Genomic DNA, 18,437 nt, shown 5'->3' on the forward strand with positions numbered 1-18,437 from the left:
ATGCACACCGGCTGTTCTATAAATCAAATCGTTAGTTTCTATATTGACATTAATGGAATCTATCGATCATGACTGGCCTTGCTGATGGAGGAAGACCATGCGCTACGTGCAGCTTCGCGCATTCCACTATGTCGCCGTGTGCGGCGGCTTCTCCCGCGCGGCCGAGGAGCTGTTCCTGACCCAGCCGGCCATCTCCGATCAGGTGCGCAAGCTCGAGCAGGAATATGACATATTGCTGTTCAACCGGCACAAGAAGCAGGTGACGCCGACCGAAGCCGGCTACCGGTTGCTGGAGATCACCCAGCGCCTATTCGACACCGAGCAGCAGGCGCTGGAGCTTCTGTCGGAATCGCGGGCGCTGCGCTCCGGCACCCTGCGCGTCGTCGCCGACGCCGCCCATCACCTGCTGCACATATTGGGCCGCTTCCGCCACAAATATCCGGGCATCCAGGTGCAAGTCCGCTCCGGCAACACCGAGACGGTGATCTCCAGCCTCTATGCCTATGAGGCCGATATCGGCGTGCTGGGCGAGATTCCGACCAGCCGCGATTTCGAGGTGGTGCGGCTCAACTCCACCCCCATCGTGGCCTTCGTGTCGACCGACCATCCGCTGGCCTCGGCGCCGTCGCTGTCTTTGCAGGAACTTTCGGTGCAGCCGCTGGTGATGCGCGAGCATGGTTCCAAGACCCGCGCCAAGCTGGAGGACCTGGCCGCCAGCCAAGGCTTCGAACTGAAGCCGGCGATCGAGGCGGAAGGCCGCGAGGCCGTGCATGAGATCGTCGCTTCGGGGGCCGGTGTCGGTTTCGTCTCGGCGGCGGAGTTCGGGCAGGACGGGCGGCTGGTCCAAATTCCCATCGACGCACCCGAAATGCTGATGGAGGAGGCGCTGATCTGCCTCAAGGAGCGCGGCGGCGGCAAGCTGTTGCGCGCCTTCCTCGATATTGCCGCCCAGCATTCGCAGACTGGAAAATAGGGTTCTCTAAGGAACCGGCACAGGTTTTTTGCGGAACCGTCCAATGCCACTTTTTGCAACAAAGCCTTGCCTGATCGGCGCAAGCCCGCCACAGTCGCGCCATGGCATCGCAGAACAGTTCCCGGGCGCTCGCTCCGCGCCGTCATGATGAAATCCTCAAGCGCCTGGCGGCCGACGGCTCGGTCGGCATCGCTGAATTGGCGGCGTTCTTCGACGTGTCGCGCGAGACCATACGCCGCGATATGAAGCTTCTGGCCGAGCGCGGTCAGCTCGATCTGGTGCATGGCGGCGCGCGCTCCTTCGCCGCGACCGAGGCGGCGCTGCCGCTGCGCAGCCAGGAGAACGCTGCCGGCAAGGCGGCGATCGGGCGGGCGGCTGCGGCGCTGGTCGAGGACGGCATGGTTGTCTTCCTCGATTCCGGCACCAGCGCGCTGGAAGTGGCCAATGCGCTGATCGGCAAACAGAACCTCACCATCTGCACCACCAGCCTGGTCATCGCCCTGCTGCTGTGTCGCCAGCCGTCGATGCGGGTCCATATCCTCGGCGGCGAGATCGACCCGATCGAGGAGGCCGCGTCCGGCATCGATGCGCTGGAAGCGATCGGCCGCTACCGCATCGACATCGCGTTCCTGGGAGCCGGCGGCCTCACGCCCGACGGCACGATAACCGACTTCACCCGTTCGGGTGCGGAGCAGCGGGCCCAGATGGTGACCCATGCGGCCAAGACCTATTTCCTGCTCGACTCATCGAAATTCGGACGGCTGACGCCGATGCGCATCCGCAATTTCGAGCGTGCCTCCGGCATCATCGTCGACGCCCCGCCGCCGGTGCCATCGGGCCATGGGCTCAAGAAGAAAGGCATGAAGGTGATTGTCGCCGGGTGAGAGACGGGAATGTTGCATTTTGTTGCAAAACTTGTTGATTTTTTGATTTTGCGCTTTTAGGCTTCCCGCATCGTTCCGGGAGGTCATCATGGCACAGCAGTTTCCCACTCAGGCCCGCGTGGTCATCATCGGCGGCGGCATCATCGGCTGTTCCGTCGCCTATCATCTGACCAAGATGGGCTGGACGGATGTTCTGCTGCTGGAGCAGGGCCAGCTCAGCGGGGGGACCACCTGGCATGCCGCCGGGCTGGTCGGGCAGCTTCGCAGCCACGCCAACATGACCGGGCTGATCCGCTATTCCACCCAGCTCTATGGCGAGCTGGAGGCCGAGACCGGCCTCGCCACGGGCTGGAAGCAGTGCGGCTCGCTGTCGGTGGCCCGCACCGAGGACCGCATGACGGTGCTGAAACGCACGGCCGCGTCGGCGCGCGCGCAGGGCGTGGAGATCGACGTGATCACCCCGCAGGAGGCCGGCAAGCTGTGGCCGGTGATGGCCATCGACGATCTGGTCGGGGCGGTCTGGCTGCCGGCGGACGGCAAGGCCAACCCCACCGATCTCACGCAGTCGCTGGCCAAGGGGGCGCGCAATCGCGGCGCCCGCATCGTGGAGCGCGTGCGCGTCACCGGCATCACCACGCAGGACGGCACCGTCACCGGTGTCCGCACCAGCGAGGGCGACGTGAAGGTCGAGATCGTCGTCAACTGCGCCGGCCAGTGGGCGCGCAAGGTCGGCCAGATGTGCGGGGTGAGCGTGCCGCTGCATTCGGCCGAGCACATGTATATCGTCACGGGCAGGATCGAGGGCGTGCATCCCGACCTGCCGGTGATGCGCGATCCCGACGGCTACATCTACTTCAAGGAAGAGGTCGGCGGGCTGGTGATGGGCGGCTTCGAGCCGCACGCCAAGCCGTGGGGCATGAACGGCATACCCGACGATTTCGAGTTCTCGCTGCTCGACGACGACTGGGACCAGTTCGAGATCCTGATGACGAACGCGCTCATCCGCGTGCCGCAGATGGAAACCAGCGAGGTCAAGAAGTTCTACAACGGCCCCGAGAGCTTTACGCCGGACAACAACTTCATTGTCGGCGAGGCGCCGGAATTGAAGAACTTCTTCGTCGGAGCCGGCTTCAACTCCATGGGCATCGCCAGCGCCGGCGGCGCCGGACGGGCGCTGGCCGAATGGATTGTCAACGGCAGCCCGACGCTGGACCTGTGGCCGGTCGATATCCGCCGCTTCGCCGCCTTCAACAACAATCCTCGCTGGCTGCACGACCGGGTGAAGGAAACGCTCGGCCTTCACTATGCCATGCCATGGCCGAACCGGGAGCTGGACACGGCCCGCCCCTTCCGCCGCTCGCCGCTCTATGACCGGTTGGCCGCAAAAGGTGCCTGCTTCGGCTCCAAGATGGGCTGGGAGCGGGTCAACTGGTTCGCGGGCGAAGGCCGGAAGCCGCAGACCGAATATTCCTTCGGCCGCCAGAACTGGCATGAGGCCGTGGGCCGCGAGATGAAGGCGACGCGTGAGGCGGCCGGGCTCTACGACCAGACCTCCTTCGCCAAGCTTCTGGTGCAGGGCCGCGATGCCACACGCGTGCTCAACCGCATCTGCGCCGCCGACATCGACGTCGAGGTCGGGCGCTCGGTCTATACCGGCGTGCTCAACAGCCGCGGCGGCTATGAAAGCGATCTCACCGTGATGCGGCTGGGGCCGGAAAAGTTCCTGATGGTCACCGGGTCGGCGCAAGCGGTCCACGATGCCGACTGGATCAACCGCAACATTCCCGAGGGCGCCAATGCGGTGCTGACGGATGTCACCTCCGCCTATGCGGTGCTAGCCCTGATGGGACCGAATGCGCGCGCCATATTGAGCCGCATCACCTCGGCCGATCTCTCCAATGCCGGGTTCCCCTTCGCCACCGTGCGCGAGATCGACGTCGGCTATGCGACCGCCTATGCCAACCGCATGACCTATGTCGGCGAACTGGGCTGGGAGCTGATCGTGCCCAGCGAATTCGCGGTCGGGGTCTATGAGGCGTTGCAGGAGGCGGGCCGCGACCTCGGCCTTGTCGATTGCGGTTACTACGCGCTGGAAGGGCTGCGGCTGGAGAAAGGATACCGGGCCTGGAGCCGGGAGTTGACGCCGGACATCACGCCCTTTGAGGCGGGGCTGGGCTTTGCGGTCGCCATGGACAAGCCCGGCGGCTTCATCGGTCGCGAGGTGCTGGACGGTGCCAAGGGCAAGCCGCTTGCCAAACGGATCGTGCAGTTCACCCTCGACGATGGCGGCTCGATGCTGTGGGGCGGCGAACTGGTGCTGCGTGACGGCCGGCCGGTGGGCGAGGTGCGCTCCGCCGCCTATGGCCACACGCTCGGCCGGGCGGTGGCGCTGGCCTTGCTGGAGGATGCGGCCGGCATCGACAAAGCCTGGCTGGAACAGGGTCGTTTCGAGATCGACATTGCCAGCGAGCGCCATGCCGCGACACCGCATCTGCGCCCGGTTTACGATCCCGCGTCGAACCGCGTGAAGGCGGATGGCTGAATACGGCCGTGTGAGGTCCTTCGGGCAGGATCAGGCTTCGGAAGCGCCGACATCCTGCGGGAGGGCCGGCGAAATGACGTGGGGGATGTCGGTGATGATTTTTTCAGGAACCCTATGCGTGCCGGCGTGTAACGCCGGCAAAGAGGGGTAGCCGGCATGTCGTCCTTCGCTCTTTCCATCGTGCTTCTGGCGGCGCTGCTGCACGCGAGCTGGAACGCCGTCGTGAAGGCGGTTTCGGACCGCGCGCTCGTGCTGGCGGCGGTATCCGCCTCGCATGCCCTGCTGGGGCTCGCCCTTATCCTGTTCGCGACGCCGCCGGACCGGGCGAGCTGGTTCTACATCTTCCTGTCGACGGTCATCCATTTCGGCTATTACGTCTTCCTGTTCCAGTCGTACCGGCTGGGCGACCTCAGCCAGGTCTATCCGATCTCGCGCGGGCTGGCGCCGGGGCTGGTGACGCTGGGCGCCTATCTGTTCGTCGGCGAAACCCTCGGCCCGGCCGGTTGGGTGGGATTGACGGCGATCACGCTCGGCATCGGCCTGCTCGCCTTCCAGCGCGGCATCACCCATGCCTCGCGTGGCGCCATCGCGGTGGCCGCCATCAATGGCGTTCTGGTCGCGTCCTATTCGGTCGTCGACGGCATCGGTGTGCGCCTGGCCGACAGCCCGTTCGGCTATATGGGCTGGCTTTTCCTGATGGAGTTCCCGGTGCCGCTGTTCATCCTGTTGCGCCGGCACCGCCGGGCCGTGCCGATCGAACTGCGCACGCTGGTGCTTGGGCTTCTCGGCGGCGTCGGCGCCGTCTCGGCCTACGGCCTTGTCATCTACACCAAGACCATTGCGCCGCTCGGCGCCGTTTCGGCGGTGCGCGAATCCTCGGTCATCATGGCTGCCCTGATCGGGCTGATCCTGCTCGGCGAACGGCCCTGGCGGCCGCGCATCGCCTCCGCCACTATCGTGGCGCTGGGCGTCGGCGCCCTGGCTTTCGCCGGCTAACCGTTTGTACAACCACTGGTTTTCTGATCTGGAGCCTGAACTTCCTAGCATCGGCGCAATCGATGCCATCATAAAAATAATAGATTTTACTTATTGTAGGGTCGTTCCCACTATCGAGCCTGGAGGGTGCGGATGGACAGGCAATGCCGGACAATCCAGCCGCCCTCCCAATCACGCCGTGCTCACAAAGAGCCACAATGGGAGCCATCGCTATGCACAAAAGGAAGTCCTTTCTGGTCGCGGCCTCCGTCGCCTCGCTGCTGTCGTCGGCGGTGCTGGCGCAGCAGACCGAACTGACCGTCTATACCGCCGTCGAGGCGGTCGACCTGCAGCGCTACGCCGACACGTTCCAGAAGGCGCATCCCGAGATCAAGATCAACTGGGTGCGCGATTCGACCGGCGTCATGACCGCCAAGCTGCTGGCGGAAAAGAACAATCCGGTGGCCGACGTGGTCTGGGGCGTGGCCGCCACCTCGCTGCTCCTGCTCAAGGCCGAAGGCATGCTGGAGCCCTATGAGCCCAAGGGCGTGGAGAACCTCGACCCGCGCTTCGTCGACAAGGATTCGCCACCCAGTTGGACCGGCATGGACGCCTATGTGGCGGCGCTTTGCTACAATACGGTCGAGGGCGAAAAGCTCGGCCTGACGCCGCCGAAGAGCTGGAAGGACCTGACCAAGCCCGAATACAAGGGCCATGTGGTGATGCCCAATCCCGCTTCCTCCGGCACCGGTTTCCTCGACGTTTCGGGCTGGATCCAGATGTTCGGCGAGGACGATGCCTGGACCTTCATGGACGCCCTGCACGAGAACATCGCCGCCTATACCCATTCGGGCTCCAAGCCGTGCAAGATGGCCGGCGCCGGGGAAACGGTGATCGGCGTGTCGTTCGACTTTCCTGCCTCCAACGCCAAGGAGGCCGGCGGCCCGATCGACATCATCTTCCCCTCCGAAGGCTCCGGCTGGGAGTCCGAGGCCACCGCCATCATTGCCGGCACACCCAACCTGGAAGCCGCCAAGACTCTGGTCGACTGGTCGGTGAGCAAGGAGGCGAACGAGATGTACAATGGCAGCTTCGCCGTGGTCGCCTACAAGGGCATAGCCAAGCCCGTGCCGCATCTGCCCGACGATATCCCTTCCAAGATGATCGACAACGATCTGGAGTGGGCCGCCAACAACCGCATGGCGATCATCGAGGAATGGGCCAAGCGCTACGATTCCAAGTCCGAGCCCAAGAACTGACCCCTGCCTGCCATCGGGCCTTCGCCGGCCCGATGGCTCAGCATGACCAGGTGGCGGGCATGACCGCGGCCGTCGGCCGCCCACCATGGTCCCGAGTAGCCGGATGCCGGACAGGCGTCCTCAACGCAGCAGGCCGAGCGGATGACTGATATGCGACACGAGAACCTCGCCGCCAGGGCGCCAACAGCAACCCAACTGCACACGCCCGTCGAAGCCGGCATCCCCGCCACAGGTCCGTCCTATCTCGAAATCGCCAATCTGTGGAAGGTGTTCGGCAGCTTCCAGGCGCTGAAGGACATCAATCTGGAGATCCGCGAGGGCGAGTTCATCTGCTTCCTCGGCCCCTCGGGCTGCGGCAAGACCACGCTTTTGCGCGCCGTTGCCGGTCTCGATCCGCAGACCCGCGGCACCATCCACCAGGCCGGCAAGGATATTTCGGCGCTGCCTCCGTCGAAGCGCGACTACGGCATCGTGTTCCAGTCCTATGCCCTGTTTCCCAACCTGACCATCGAGAAGAACATCGCCTTCGGGTTGGAAAACACCCGGCGTCCCCGCGCCGATATCGACGCTCGCGTCAAGGACCTGCTGCATCTGGTGGGGCTCGCAGACCAGGCGAAGAAATACCCCGCCCAGCTTTCCGGTGGCCAGCAGCAGCGCATCGCGCTTGCCCGCGCCATGGCGATCTCGCCCGGCCTGCTGCTGCTCGATGAGCCGCTTTCGGCGCTCGACGCCAAGGTGCGCATCCATCTGCGCCATGAGATCAAGGAATTGCAGCGCAAGCTGGGCGTCACCACCATCATGGTGACCCACGACCAGGAAGAGGCGCTGTCGATGGCCGACCGCATCGTGGTGATGAACCATGGCGTGATCGAGCAGATCGGCACGCCGGCCGAGATCTACCGCCATCCCAGCACGCTGTTCGTGGCCGACTTCATCGGCGAGGCCAACAAGTTCGCGGCTGTCGTCGACAGCGGCAGCGTGCGCCTCGGCGGGCGCCTTCTCCGCTGCGCTCCGCATGAACTGGCGGATGGCACCCCGGTGGTGGCCGCCATCCGCCCCGAAGAAATCATTCCGCACGGCAGCGGCCCGGAGCGTCCGGCTGAGGCCGCCAACGTCATCGAGCTGACCATCGCCAAGATGGAGTTCCTCGGCTCGTTCTGGCGCACCCATCTGCACGGCCCCTCGATCGGCGAGGAAACCCTGATCGCCAATTTCTCGATCAATGCCGTGCGCCGCCTCGGCCTTGCCGAAGACACGTTGATGACCGTGGAGCTGCCGTCCGAGCGCCTGCTCGTATTCGCGCGAGGTTGACCATGTCCATGGCTGCTGCACGCTCTGTCCCCGCCGGCCGCACGGTCAAGCTGTCGCTCGACCGCGACGAGATCATCAAGCGCGGCCTGATGGTCGTCATCGCCCTCTACCTGCTGGTGTCTCTGGCGGCACCGCTTTACGTGATGCTGTCGAAGTCGTTCTCGACCTATGGCTTCAACCTCGCCGGCTTCGAGTTCCAGGTGGGCGACGAGAGCGGCAACTGGAGCGCGCCGCAGACGGCCGCCGCCCTCAACGAAAGCACCGGCGCCGTTGCCGCCGACAAGCTGGCCAGCCGGTCCGACGGGCGGCTGGCGGCCACCTCCTTCTTCCCCGATTTCAATTTCCGCAGCCCGATCCACTACCGCATCCGCGGCACCAGCGACGAGGCGTCATGGCTGGTCGGCCAGACATTGCATCGCGGCACGGAATGGATGGAACTCGATTCCAACAGTTTTCGCCGGGTGATGCTGCGGCCGGACCGCACCGTCGGCATCGAGAACTACAAGAACTATTTCTCGACCCCCTCGCTGGTGCGCTCCATCCAGAACTCGTTCACCATCGCCATCATCAGCACCGTCATCACCGTCGGCGCCGCCTTCGGCTTCGCCTATGCGCTCAACCGATCCAAGATGCGCTTCAAGGGCTTCTTCCGGCTGGTGGCGCTGGTGCCCATCCTGGTGCCGTCGCTGTTGCCCGGCATCGCGCTGATCTACCTGTTCGGCAATCAGGGCCTGTTGAAGGACCTGCTGATGGGGACCTCGATCTACGGCCCGCTCGGTATCGTCATCGGCTCGGTGTTCTTCACCTTCCCCCATGCGCTCATCATCATCTCGACGGCGCTGGCCATCTCCGACCAGCGCCACTACGAAGCCGCGAAATCGCTGCGTGCCTCGAAATGGCGCACCTTCTGGACGGTGACCATCCCCGGCGCCCGCTACGGGCTGATCTCGGCCGCCTTCGTGGTGTTCACGCTGGTCATCACCGATTTCGGCCTGCCAAAGGTGATTGGCGGCCAGTACAACGTGCTGGCGGTCGATATCTACAAACAGGTCATCGGCCAGCAGAATTTCGAGATGGGCGCCGTGGTCTCGGTGGTGCTGCTCATTCCCGCGCTTGCCGCCTTCATCGTCGACCGGCTGGTGCAGAAGAAGCAGGTCTCCCTGCTGTCGGCGCGCTCGGTGCCCTATGAGCCGAAGCCCTCCCCCCGCTTCGACTTTCTGTGCCTGATGTGGTGCAGCGTGGTGGCCGTCTTCATCCTCGGCATCATCGCCATCTGCCAGCTCGCCGCCATGGTCAAGTTCTGGCCCTACGACATGACGCCGAGCCTGCGCAACTTCGCCTTCCACCGCATGGACGGCGGCGGCTGGACCGCCTATCGCAACTCGATCCAGCTCGGCCTGCTGACGGCCGTGATCGGCACCGCGATCGTCTTTATCGGCGCCTATGTGGTGGAGAAGATCGAGGGTTTCCGCACCGGCCGCGCCCTGTTCCAGTTCCTGGCCATGCTGCCCATGGCGGTGCCGGGCATGGTGCTGGGCCTGGCCTACATCTTCTTCTTCAACGATCCGGCCAATCCGCTGAACCCGATCTATGGCACCATGGCCATTCTGGTGCTCTGCACGATCACCCACTTCTATACGGTCGGCCATCTGACGGCGCTCACCGCGCTCAAGCAGATCGACAAGGAATTCGAACCGGTCGCTGCCTCGCTCAAGCAGCCCTTCTACAAGCTGTTCGGCCGGGTGACGGTGCCGATCTGCCTGCCCGCCATCCTCGACATCTCCATTTACCTGTTCGTCAACGCCATGACGACGGTCTCGGCGGTGGTGTTCCTTTACTCGACCAGCACGGCGCTGGCCTCGGTGGCGGTGCTCAACATGGACGATGCCGGCGACGTGGCCCCGGCCGCGGCCATGGGCATGATGATCTTCTACACCAACATCGCCGCCCGGCTGGTCCACATGTATCTGTCGCGGGCGCTGACCAGCCGCACACAGGCCTGGCGGGTGCGCTAGGAATTATTCGCCAACCGGGAAAACGCCTTTCCGGTTGGCCTGCGGTCGCTGCGTCGAAAGCGAAGGTTGCGCCGGCCGGCGGCTTCGGTCCACACATAACTGGCCTCCCCACGTTGACCTTAGTCGCCTTCTGCCGATAGTTTGCCAGCTTATTGAAACGCCTATCGACAGCTCCGTTCCCAGGGAGGCCTCCCATGACCATTTCGCTGCGGGCTTTTGCCGCCGCCGCGCTGGCATCGCTGCTCACTTTCAGCTCTGCGCATGCGCTGACCGTCTATTCGAGCGTGGACGAGGAAAACGCCAAGAAACTCCTCGACGCCTTCACCAAGGCGACGGGCGTCGATGTCCAGATGGTGTTCCTGTCCTCCGGCCCGGCCATGTCGCGCATCGAGGCCGAGAAGGCGCGCCCGCAGGCCGATGTCTGGTTCGGGGCGCCGAGCGAGAACCACATCCTCGCCAAGGAACGCGGCCTCACCGAGCCCTATGTGTCGCAGAACGCGGATGCCCTGCCTGACCAGTTCAAGGACGTTGAAGGCTACTGGCACGCCATCTACACCAACCCGCTGGCCATCGGGGTGCGCACCGATATCCTCGAAAGCCGCGGCGCTCCGGTGCCGGCCTCGTGGGAAGACCTGAAGAACCCGGCCTACAAGGGCCTCATCCAGATGCCGTCGCCGCAGTCTTCCGGCACTGCCTATTCGCTGATCCTGACGCTGGTCGAGGAGCGCGGCGAGGACGGCGCCTTCGAATTCCTCAAGGCGTTGAACCCCAACGTCCAGACCTACACGCAAAGCGGAACCGCGCCGAGCGGCGCGCTCGGCGTCGGCGAGACGCCGCTCGCCATCCAGTTCACCCCCGGCTTCCTCAAGCTGGCCGACGAGGGCTATCCGGTAAAGGTCGTGTTCCCCTCCGAGGGCGTCGGCTATGAGGTGGCGTCGATGTCGATCCTCAAGGGTGCGCAGAACCCGGACGACGCCAAGAAGCTGGTCGACTGGATCACCTCGGCGGACGGCCAGGGCGCGCTCAGCGCCACCAAGACCTACTTCCTGCCGATCCGCAGCGATGTCAGCGGCGGCACCGGTGTCCCCGCGCTCGACCAGATCAAGCTGACCCCGGTCGATCCGAAATTCGCTGCCGAGAACAAGCAGCGGCTGGTCGACCGCTGGACCGCGGACGTTCTCGGCCAGTAAGGCGGGCGCCTCTTGTCACGCAGCCTGAGTTCCGAACTGCGGCAGCTCGCGCGAGACCCGATCCTGCTCGTGCTGCTGGCGGCGATCGCCCTGTCGATCGTCGTCTTCGTCGTCTACCCGCTGATCAAGGTGCTGGTCGCCAGCGTCCAGATCGGCGGTGTGTGGACGCTGGACGGTTATGCGGAACTCGCGCAGCGCAGGCTCTATCGCAACGCCCTGATGAACAGCCTGGGCGTCGCCACGCTGGTCGGCGTGATCTCCGTGGCCATCGGCTATCTCGCCGCCTTCGTGCTGACGCGCCTCGACGTGCCGGGCAAGACGCTGCTGCATTACGTGACGATCCTGCCGATCGTCTCGCCGCCCTTCGTCAGCGCGGTGTCGATCCTGTTCCTGTTCGGCTTCAACGGGTTGATCACGCGCCAGCTCCTCGGCCTCAACGATTTTTCCATCTACGGCTTTCACGGCGTGGTGCTGTCGCAGGTCTTCACCTTCGCGCCAATCGCCTATCTGTCGCTGCGCGGCGTGCTCGCTTCGCTCAGCCCGACGCTGGAGGACGCCGCGCTCAACATCGGCGCCACCCGTTGGCAGACCTTCTGGAAGGTGAGCCTGCCGCTTTCCCTGCCCGGTATCGCCAGCGCCTTCCTCATCGTGTTCATCGAATCCATGGCCGATTTCGGCAATCCGCTGGTGCTCGCCGGGGCTGCCTTCCCGATGCTGGCGCCGCAGGCCTATCTGGAGATCACCGGCTCCTTCAACCTGTCGCGCGGTGCGACGCTGGCGATCGTGTTGCTGATCCCGTCGCTCACCGCCTTCGCCATCCAGCGCTATTATCTGGCCAAGCGCCAGTACATCACCGTGACCGGCAAGCCGACCGCCTCGACCAGCAAGATCGTCAGCCAGCCGGTCAAATGGCTTCTCTACGGGCTCGTCATATTCTTCGCGCTGCTGGTGGCGGCCTTCTATGCCGTCATCCTCGTCGGCGCCTTCACCAAGGTCTGGGGCTTCAACTACACGCCGACACTGGATCATTTCCTCTATGTGTTCGATGTCGGGCTCAACTCGGTGAAGGACACGCTGGTCGTCGCCATCGTCTCGACGCCGGTGAGCGGCCTGCTCGGCATGCTGATCGCCTTCCTCGTCGTGCGCCGCAGCTTCCCCGGACGCACGGCGCTGGAATTCGGCTCGATTCTGTCCTTCGCCGTGCCCGGAACCGTGGTCGGCATCGGCTACATCCTCGCCTTCAACGCGCCGCCGCTGATCCTCACCGGCACGCTCACCATCCTCGTACTGTGCTTCGTGTTTCGCTACATGCCGGTCGGCATCCAGTCCGGTATCGCGGTGCTGCGACAGATCGATCCGGCCATCGAGGAAGCCGCGCAGAACCTCGGCGCCAGCGGCCTGACCACTTTCCGCAAGGTGACGCTGCCGCTGATCGCGCCGGCATTCTTCTCCGGTCTCGTCTATGCCTTCGTGCGCGCCATGACGGCGATCAGCGCCGCAATCTTCCTGGTCTCGGCCAACTGGAACCTGATGACGGTGCAGATCCTCAACCAGGTCGGCTCCGGCCGGCTCGGCGTCGCGGCCGCCTTCAGCGTGGTGGTGATCGTCATCGTGCTCATCGCCATCGGCATCATCAGCTACCTCATCGGTCGCTGGAGCCGCCACACCTCCATGGTAAGATTCAAATGACGGACAGCATCCGCATCGTCGGCCTCAACAAGCTCTTTTCCAGTCCCGATGGCGGCACCGTCGCCGCCGTCAAGGACGTGAACCTGGAGATTGGTGCCGGCAAGCTGGTCACTCTGCTCGGCCCTTCCGGCTGCGGCAAGACCACCCTGCTGCGCATGATCGCCGGCTTCGAGGAGCCAAGCTCCGGCGACATCTTCTTCGGCAAAAAGCGCATGAACGAGGAGCCGCCGAACACCCGCGACACCGCGATGGTGTTCCAGTCCTACGCGGTGTTCCCGCATCTCGACGTGTTCGAGAACGTTGCTTTCGGCCTCAGGCTGCGCAAGCTGCCCAAGGCCGAGATCGAGGAACGGGTGAACCGCGTGCTCGAACAGACGGGGCTTTCGGGCTATGCGCGGCGCTCGCCCAACCAGCTTTCCGGCGGCCAGCAGCAGCGCGTGGCGCTTGCCCGCTGCATCGTCATGGAGCCGAAGGTGCTGCTGTTCGACGAGCCGCTGTCCAATCTGGACGCCAAGCTGCGCGAGCAGATGCGGGTCGAGATCCGCGAGTTGCAGCAGCGCGTCGGCATCACCTCGATCTATGTCACCCATGATCAGGTCGAGGCGATGAGCATCTCCGACGAGATCGTGGTGATGAATGCCGGCGTGGTCGAGCAGCTCGGCACGCCGCACGAAATCTATGCCCGGCCGGCGAGCCGCTTCGTCGCCGACTTCATCGGCAAGGCGAATTTCGTGCCGGTGAAAATCCTGTCGGGGGATGCGGTCGACATCAACGGCGTGCGCATCGGCGTGCGCGAGATGCCCGACCTCGAAGCCGGCACGACCGTCACCGCCGTCGTCCGGCCGGAAGCGATCCATCTTGCCGGGGACAAGGGCGATTTCCGCGGCACGGTGCGCCGCGTCATGTTCCTCGGCAACATCGCCGAATATCTGGTCGAGATCGAAGGTCTCGGCAATTGGCTGGTCGACAGCCCCAACCCGGCGGAAGCAGGATTGTTCGCAACCGGCGATACCGTGTTCCTTACGCCCTCCCCTTCTTCTATCCACCTACTGCGCTGAGCCCGCGCCCGCCGGTTTCGGCAAGGCGTCGCCTCTGCCGTAAGCGACATCTGGGGGAATGGCTTTTCTCGGCTTGAAATGCTGCGCCAGGATGCGATACGAACGGGCGTCGGTTTCCGAAAGGAACGAAGAGGGAATTCGCCGCAGGCTTCTTCAGGAACCTGCGAAACGAAACTGCCCCCGCAACTGTAGGCGGTGAGTCCGCTCCCCAAAAAATGCCACTGGGCTTCGGCCCGGGAAGGTGGGGAGGGATGTTGATCCGTCAGTCAGGAGACCTGCCGACACCTGGAACTGAACATGCCGGGCGGGGTGCCCGGGAGAGGTTGTCGATGAAGCCGTCCCTGCCCGATCAGGCTGTCTGCCGCATCCTTGCGGATGCGTGGCGTTTCATTGCGTTCCCCGCCCGAAGCCTCCGTTCCCCGCTGCAAACCGATCGGAGAACTTCGCGTCATGACCTTCCCGCATCTGGCACTTGCTGCCGCTAGCCTTGCGCTGCTCACGGCCCATGCGGCCGCCGAGCCCACGAAATATCCGCTCACGCTGGAGAATTGCGGCGAGACGATCACCTTCGACAAGGCGCCGGCCACCACCGTGACCGTCGGGCAGGCCGCCACCGAGGCGCTCTATGCGTTGGGCCTCGGCGACAAGGTGACGGGCACCTCCGTCTGGTTCACCGACGTGCTGCCCGAGCACAAGTCGATCAACGACAAAATCGAGCGGCTGGCCGACAACGATCCTAGCTTCGAGAGCGTCGTGGCGAAAAAACCCGATCTCGTCGCTGTCCAGTTCATCTGGCATGTCGGGCCGGAAGGCATTGTGGCGACCCGCGAGCAGTTCCACGAGGTCGGTATCCCCACCTATGTGATGCCTGCCGATTGCGTGGCCAAGGACAATTCGGTCGGCGTCGACGGCACTCGCACCGCCGCCTTCTCGACCGAAACCATCCATCAGGGCGTGCGCGAGCTTGCCGAAATCTTCGACGTGCAGGACAAGGGCGACGAAGTCGTCGCCGATCTCGTGAAGCGTGAAGCGGACGCGGTCGAGCGTGCAAAAGCCCTCGATCTCAAGGACGTTTCGGCCGTGTTCTGGTTCTCCAGTGCCGACATGAACATCGATCCCTATGTCGCCGGCCGCAAGGGCGGACCGGCCTATATGCTGGACAAGCTCGGCATCAGGAACATCGTGGAATCCGATGAGGAATGGCCGGTCGTGGGTTGGGAAACCATCGCCAAGGCCAACCCGACGATCATCATCATCGCCAGGATGGATCGCCGCCGCTTCCCCGCTGACGACCATGAAAAGAAGCTCGAGTTCCTCAAGACTGATCCGGTCGCCAGCCAGATGGAGGCGGTGAAGAACAACCGCATCGTGGTGATGGATGCGCATGCCATGGATGCCACCATGCGCACCGTGTCCGGCATCGAGGTGCTGGCCGACGCGCTGGTGGATCTGGGTATCGCCAAGTGACGATTGCCGCTGCCGGCCAGCATTCCATGGCGCGCCTGTGGTGGCGCTGGCCGGCCGGCATCGTCGTGCTGGCGGCGACGGTCTTTGCCGGCACCTGCATCGGCGAGACTGCGATTCCGCTGTCCGTCGTGGTGCAGACGCTGGCCAACAAGGTGCTGGGCGCCGCCTATCCGCTCGACCCGATCGACATGGGCATCGTCTGGAACTATCGCCTGCCGCGCGCGCTGGTGGCCGCGTCCTGTGGTGCGGGGCTGGCGCTGTCCGGCCTCGTGCTGCAATCGCTGCTGCGCAACGCGCTGGCCGATCCCTATCTGCTCGGCATCTCCGCCGGCGCCTCGACCGGTGCGGTGACGGTGACGATCGCCGGCATCGGCGGTGGGGCGGTGTCCATGTCGCTCGGGGCGTTCGCCGGCGCGCTCACCGCCTTCCTGCTGGTCGCGCTGCTGGCACGGGCGGCCGGTGGCGGCGTTTCGGCGCGCGGCACCGGGCAGATCATCCTGGCCGGCATTGCCGGCTCGCAGCTTTTCAACGCGCTCACCTCCTTCATCATCACCAAGTCGGCCAACGCCGAGCAGGCGCGCGGCATCATGTTCTGGCTGCTCGGCAATCTGAGCGGCGTGCGCTGGCCGGATGTGACGCTGGCCGTGCCTGTCGCGGCCATAGGCCTTATCGCCTGCGTGTGGTATGCGCGCGCCCTGGACGCCTTCGCCTTCGGGGCCGAATCCGCCGCTTCGCTGGGCATTCCGGTGCGCACCGTGCAGACGGTGCTGATCGGGCTGACCGCGCTCGTCACCGCCGTCATGGTCTCCATCGTCGGCTCCATCGGCTTTGTCGGGCTGGTCATCCCGCATGCGGCGCGCTTCGTGGTCGGCGTGCGCCATGGCCGGCTGGTGCCGGCGACGGCGCTGACCGGAGCCGCCTTCCTGATCGCCGCCGACGTGCTTTCGCGCACGATGATCCCCGGACAGGTGCTGCCCATCGGCGTCATCACCGCGCTGGTCGGCGCGCCGGCCTTCGCCCTGATCCTCCTCAGGGGGCGGCGCCGGCCATGATCCTTCAGGCACGCAATCTGGGCTGGCGCGTGGGCCGCACGCAGATCGTCGGCGGCGTGGACCTTGCCGTGCATGAGGGGGAAACGCTGGGGCTCGTCGGGCCCAATGGTTCCGGAAAATCCACGCTTCTGCGGCTGCTCTCCGGCATCCTGAAGCCGACGGCCGGCGAGGTCGCGGTCGAAGGCCAGCCGCTCGGCGCCCTGCCGCGCCGGCTGGCGGCGCAGAAGATCGCCTATCTCGAACAGCAGGCCGATACCGGCGAGGCGATCACCGTGCGCGATGCGGTGGAGCTTGGCCGCACGCCATGGCTGACGCCGCTGCAACCATGGTCGCATGAGGACGACCGCATCGTCGCCGAGGCGCTGGCCGACGCCGATCTGCACGGTTTCGAGAAGCGCTATTGGGCCACGCTGTCGGGCGGCGAGAAGCAGCGCGTGCATCTGGCGCGCGCGCTGGCGCAGCGCCCGCGCATCCTCCTGCTCGACGAGCCCACCAACCATCTCGACGTGCGCCACCAGCTTTCGATCCTGAAGCTAGTCGCGGCCCTGCCGGTGACGTCGATCATCGCTCTGCACGACCTCAACCAGGCGCTCACCTGCGACCGCGTCGGCGTCATGGCTGGCGGGCGGCTGGTGGCACTCGGCGCGCCCGAGGAGGTGCTGGACGTGGAGCGCATCGCGGAGGTGTTCGGCGTGCGCGCCAGCATCGTCGTCGACCCCGCCGACGGCGCCCGGATTTTCCGTCTCGATCACATACGCTGAAAGGAATGCCATGCGCATCGCCGCATCCGCTCTTATCTTTGCCTTGCTTGTCCCCTCAGCGCCCGCCGTCGCCGGAATGCATGAGGTGAAGATGCTGAACCGCAACGAGACCGGCCCGATGGTCTATGAGCCGGATTTCCTGCAGGTTGCGCCCGGCGACACGGTGAAGTTCATCAAGACGACCAGCGGCCATAATGCCGCGACGATCGACGGCATGGTGCCGGAGGGAAATCCCGGCTTCCTCGGCCAGATCAATGAGGAGATCGAGATCAAACTCGATCAGGAAGGTTTCTACGGCATCAAGTGCTCGCCGCATTACGGCATGGGCATGGTGATGGTCATCCGCGTCGGCGATGCGGCCCGGCCGGCGTCCTTCCCGGCCGACAATGTGCCCCAGCGCGCCAGGAAGCGCTTCGAGGACATCCTCGGCCGCAACGGGTTCGGGAAATGAACGCGCCTCTGCCGCATGCCGGCAATTTCGACCTCAAGGAGGAGATCCGCTCCTACTGGTCGAAGCGCGCCGAGACCTTCGATCTCGCCTTCGGGCACGGCATATTCTCCGAGGCAGAATTCAGCGCCTGGCAGCGGCCGATCCGCGACACGCTGGGCGAGGAACCGCTCAAGGTGCTGGAGCTCGCCTGCGGCACCGGCGAAGTCACGCGGCTGATCCACGATCTCGGCCACGACGTCACCGCGCTCGACTTCTCGGAGGCGATGCTGGAGGTGGCGCGCGCCAAGCACAATGGCAAGGAGCGGCTGCGCTTCATCCTTGCCGATGCCGAAAACACCATGGAACCGGATGCCGCCTACGACGCCATCGTCTGTCGTCATCTTGTGTGGACGCTGACCGCCCCACAGGCGACGTTCCGCGAATGGCTGCGCCTGCTGAGAACCGGCGGCCGGCTGCTCGTCTATGACGGCGACTGGACGAAGCCCAGCCTGACGGGCCGCCTGTTCGCGCGGCTGGTCGCGCTGCTCGACCGCATCCACGGAGCCGACCCCTACTACGACGGCGCGCTCAGCGACAGGCACGCCAAGATCATGCGCGCCCTCCCCTTCGGCGAGGGCCTGACCTATGACGGGCTTGCCGCGCTTCTAGCCGAGGCCGGCTTCGTGGACGTCCGCTACAAGTCGCATGACGCTATCGCCAGGGCGCAACGGCAAGGCGCCGACCTGCGCAACCGGTTGCGCACGCGCGTCTACCGCCGCTTCATCCTGAGCGCGCGGCGACCACTGCCCTGACGCCCCCGGTGTATCCGCG

The 18,437-nt window shown here is 65.0% G+C and carries 15 protein-coding genes and 1 riboswitch; all 15 genes read left to right on the top strand.

Annotation, left to right across the window (positions count from 1 at the left end; translation table 11 throughout):
• Nucleotides 1–97 precede the first annotated feature (97 nt).
• The 15 genes from ACVCNR_RS23295 (at nucleotide 98) to ACVCNR_RS23365 (ending at nucleotide 18,418) form a co-directional block, all read left to right on the top strand.
• Nucleotides 98–973: a LysR substrate-binding domain-containing protein gene (locus tag ACVCNR_RS23295; RefSeq protein ID WP_447076718.1), complete on the top strand. Its 876-nt coding sequence runs from the start codon at nucleotides 98–100 to the stop codon at nucleotides 971–973.
• 101 nt (nucleotides 974–1,074) lie between these two features.
• On the top strand, nucleotides 1,075–1,857 hold the full coding sequence (locus ACVCNR_RS23300; RefSeq protein ID WP_354196158.1) for a DeoR/GlpR family DNA-binding transcription regulator: 783 nt from the start codon (nucleotides 1,075–1,077) through the stop codon (nucleotides 1,855–1,857).
• 88 nt (nucleotides 1,858–1,945) lie between these two features.
• Nucleotides 1,946–4,399: a GcvT family protein gene (locus ACVCNR_RS23305; RefSeq protein ID WP_447076719.1), complete on the top strand. Its 2,454-nt coding sequence runs from the start codon at nucleotides 1,946–1,948 to the stop codon at nucleotides 4,397–4,399.
• Between the two features lie 156 nt (nucleotides 4,400–4,555).
• A complete protein-coding gene (locus tag ACVCNR_RS23310; protein WP_447076720.1) occupies nucleotides 4,556–5,395 on the top strand; it encodes an EamA family transporter in 840 nt (279 codons plus the stop codon).
• 212 nt (nucleotides 5,396–5,607) lie between these two features.
• Nucleotides 5,608–6,633 carry a putative 2-aminoethylphosphonate ABC transporter substrate-binding protein gene (locus ACVCNR_RS23315; RefSeq protein WP_447076721.1) on the top strand — a complete coding sequence of 342 codons (1,026 nt, stop codon included), beginning with the start codon at nucleotides 5,608–5,610 and terminating at the stop codon, nucleotides 6,631–6,633.
• 150 nt (nucleotides 6,634–6,783) lie between these two features.
• On the top strand, nucleotides 6,784–7,944 hold the full coding sequence (locus ACVCNR_RS23320) for a putative 2-aminoethylphosphonate ABC transporter ATP-binding protein (RefSeq protein ID WP_435521571.1): 1,161 nt from the start codon (nucleotides 6,784–6,786) through the stop codon (nucleotides 7,942–7,944).
• Nucleotides 7,945–7,952: 8 nt separating this feature from the next.
• Nucleotides 7,953–9,959, top strand: a complete 2,007-nt coding sequence (locus ACVCNR_RS23325) for a putative 2-aminoethylphosphonate ABC transporter permease subunit (protein WP_354196406.1) — start codon at nucleotides 7,953–7,955, stop codon at nucleotides 9,957–9,959.
• A 194-nt stretch (nucleotides 9,960–10,153) separates the two neighbouring features.
• Nucleotides 10,154–11,149 carry an ABC transporter substrate-binding protein gene (locus tag ACVCNR_RS23330; RefSeq protein ID WP_354196168.1) on the top strand — a complete coding sequence of 332 codons (996 nt, stop codon included), beginning with the start codon at nucleotides 10,154–10,156 and terminating at the stop codon, nucleotides 11,147–11,149.
• A gap of 12 nt (nucleotides 11,150–11,161) precedes the next feature.
• The gene (locus ACVCNR_RS23335; RefSeq protein ID WP_354196170.1) at nucleotides 11,162–12,838 is read left to right on the top strand and encodes an ABC transporter permease; all 1,677 of its coding nucleotides are present in this window, start codon (nucleotides 11,162–11,164) and stop codon (nucleotides 12,836–12,838) included.
• Nucleotides 12,835–13,896, top strand: a complete 1,062-nt coding sequence (locus ACVCNR_RS23340) for an ABC transporter ATP-binding protein (RefSeq protein WP_354196172.1) — start codon at nucleotides 12,835–12,837, stop codon at nucleotides 13,894–13,896. The genes ACVCNR_RS23335 and ACVCNR_RS23340 overlap by 4 nt, the downstream gene beginning before the upstream one ends.
• Before the next feature lie 93 nt (nucleotides 13,897–13,989).
• A riboswitch (cobalamin riboswitch) is annotated at nucleotides 13,990–14,193 on the top strand.
• A gap of 153 nt (nucleotides 14,194–14,346) precedes the next feature.
• Complete coding sequence (locus ACVCNR_RS23345; protein WP_354196173.1) at nucleotides 14,347–15,363, top strand: ABC transporter substrate-binding protein; 1,017 nt, start codon at nucleotides 14,347–14,349, stop codon at nucleotides 15,361–15,363.
• A 26-nt stretch (nucleotides 15,364–15,389) separates the two neighbouring features.
• Nucleotides 15,390–16,415, top strand: a complete 1,026-nt coding sequence (locus tag ACVCNR_RS23350) for a FecCD family ABC transporter permease (RefSeq protein WP_354196408.1) — start codon at nucleotides 15,390–15,392, stop codon at nucleotides 16,413–16,415.
• Entirely contained in the window at nucleotides 16,412–17,176 is a 765-nt protein-coding gene (locus tag ACVCNR_RS23355; protein WP_447076722.1) for an ABC transporter ATP-binding protein, read from the top strand. The genes ACVCNR_RS23350 and ACVCNR_RS23355 overlap by 4 nt, the downstream gene beginning before the upstream one ends.
• Nucleotides 17,177–17,186: 10 nt before the next feature.
• Nucleotides 17,187–17,627: a pseudoazurin gene (locus ACVCNR_RS23360; RefSeq protein ID WP_447076723.1), complete on the top strand. Its 441-nt coding sequence runs from the start codon at nucleotides 17,187–17,189 to the stop codon at nucleotides 17,625–17,627.
• Nucleotides 17,624–18,418 (top strand): class I SAM-dependent methyltransferase, encoded by a 795-nt coding sequence (locus tag ACVCNR_RS23365; protein ID WP_447076724.1) that lies wholly within the window; start codon nucleotides 17,624–17,626, stop codon nucleotides 18,416–18,418. The genes ACVCNR_RS23360 and ACVCNR_RS23365 overlap by 4 nt, the downstream gene beginning before the upstream one ends.
• The last annotated feature ends 19 nt before the right edge of the window (nucleotides 18,419–18,437 follow it).

The sequence above is a fragment of the Aquamicrobium terrae genome, from assembly GCF_052978165.1.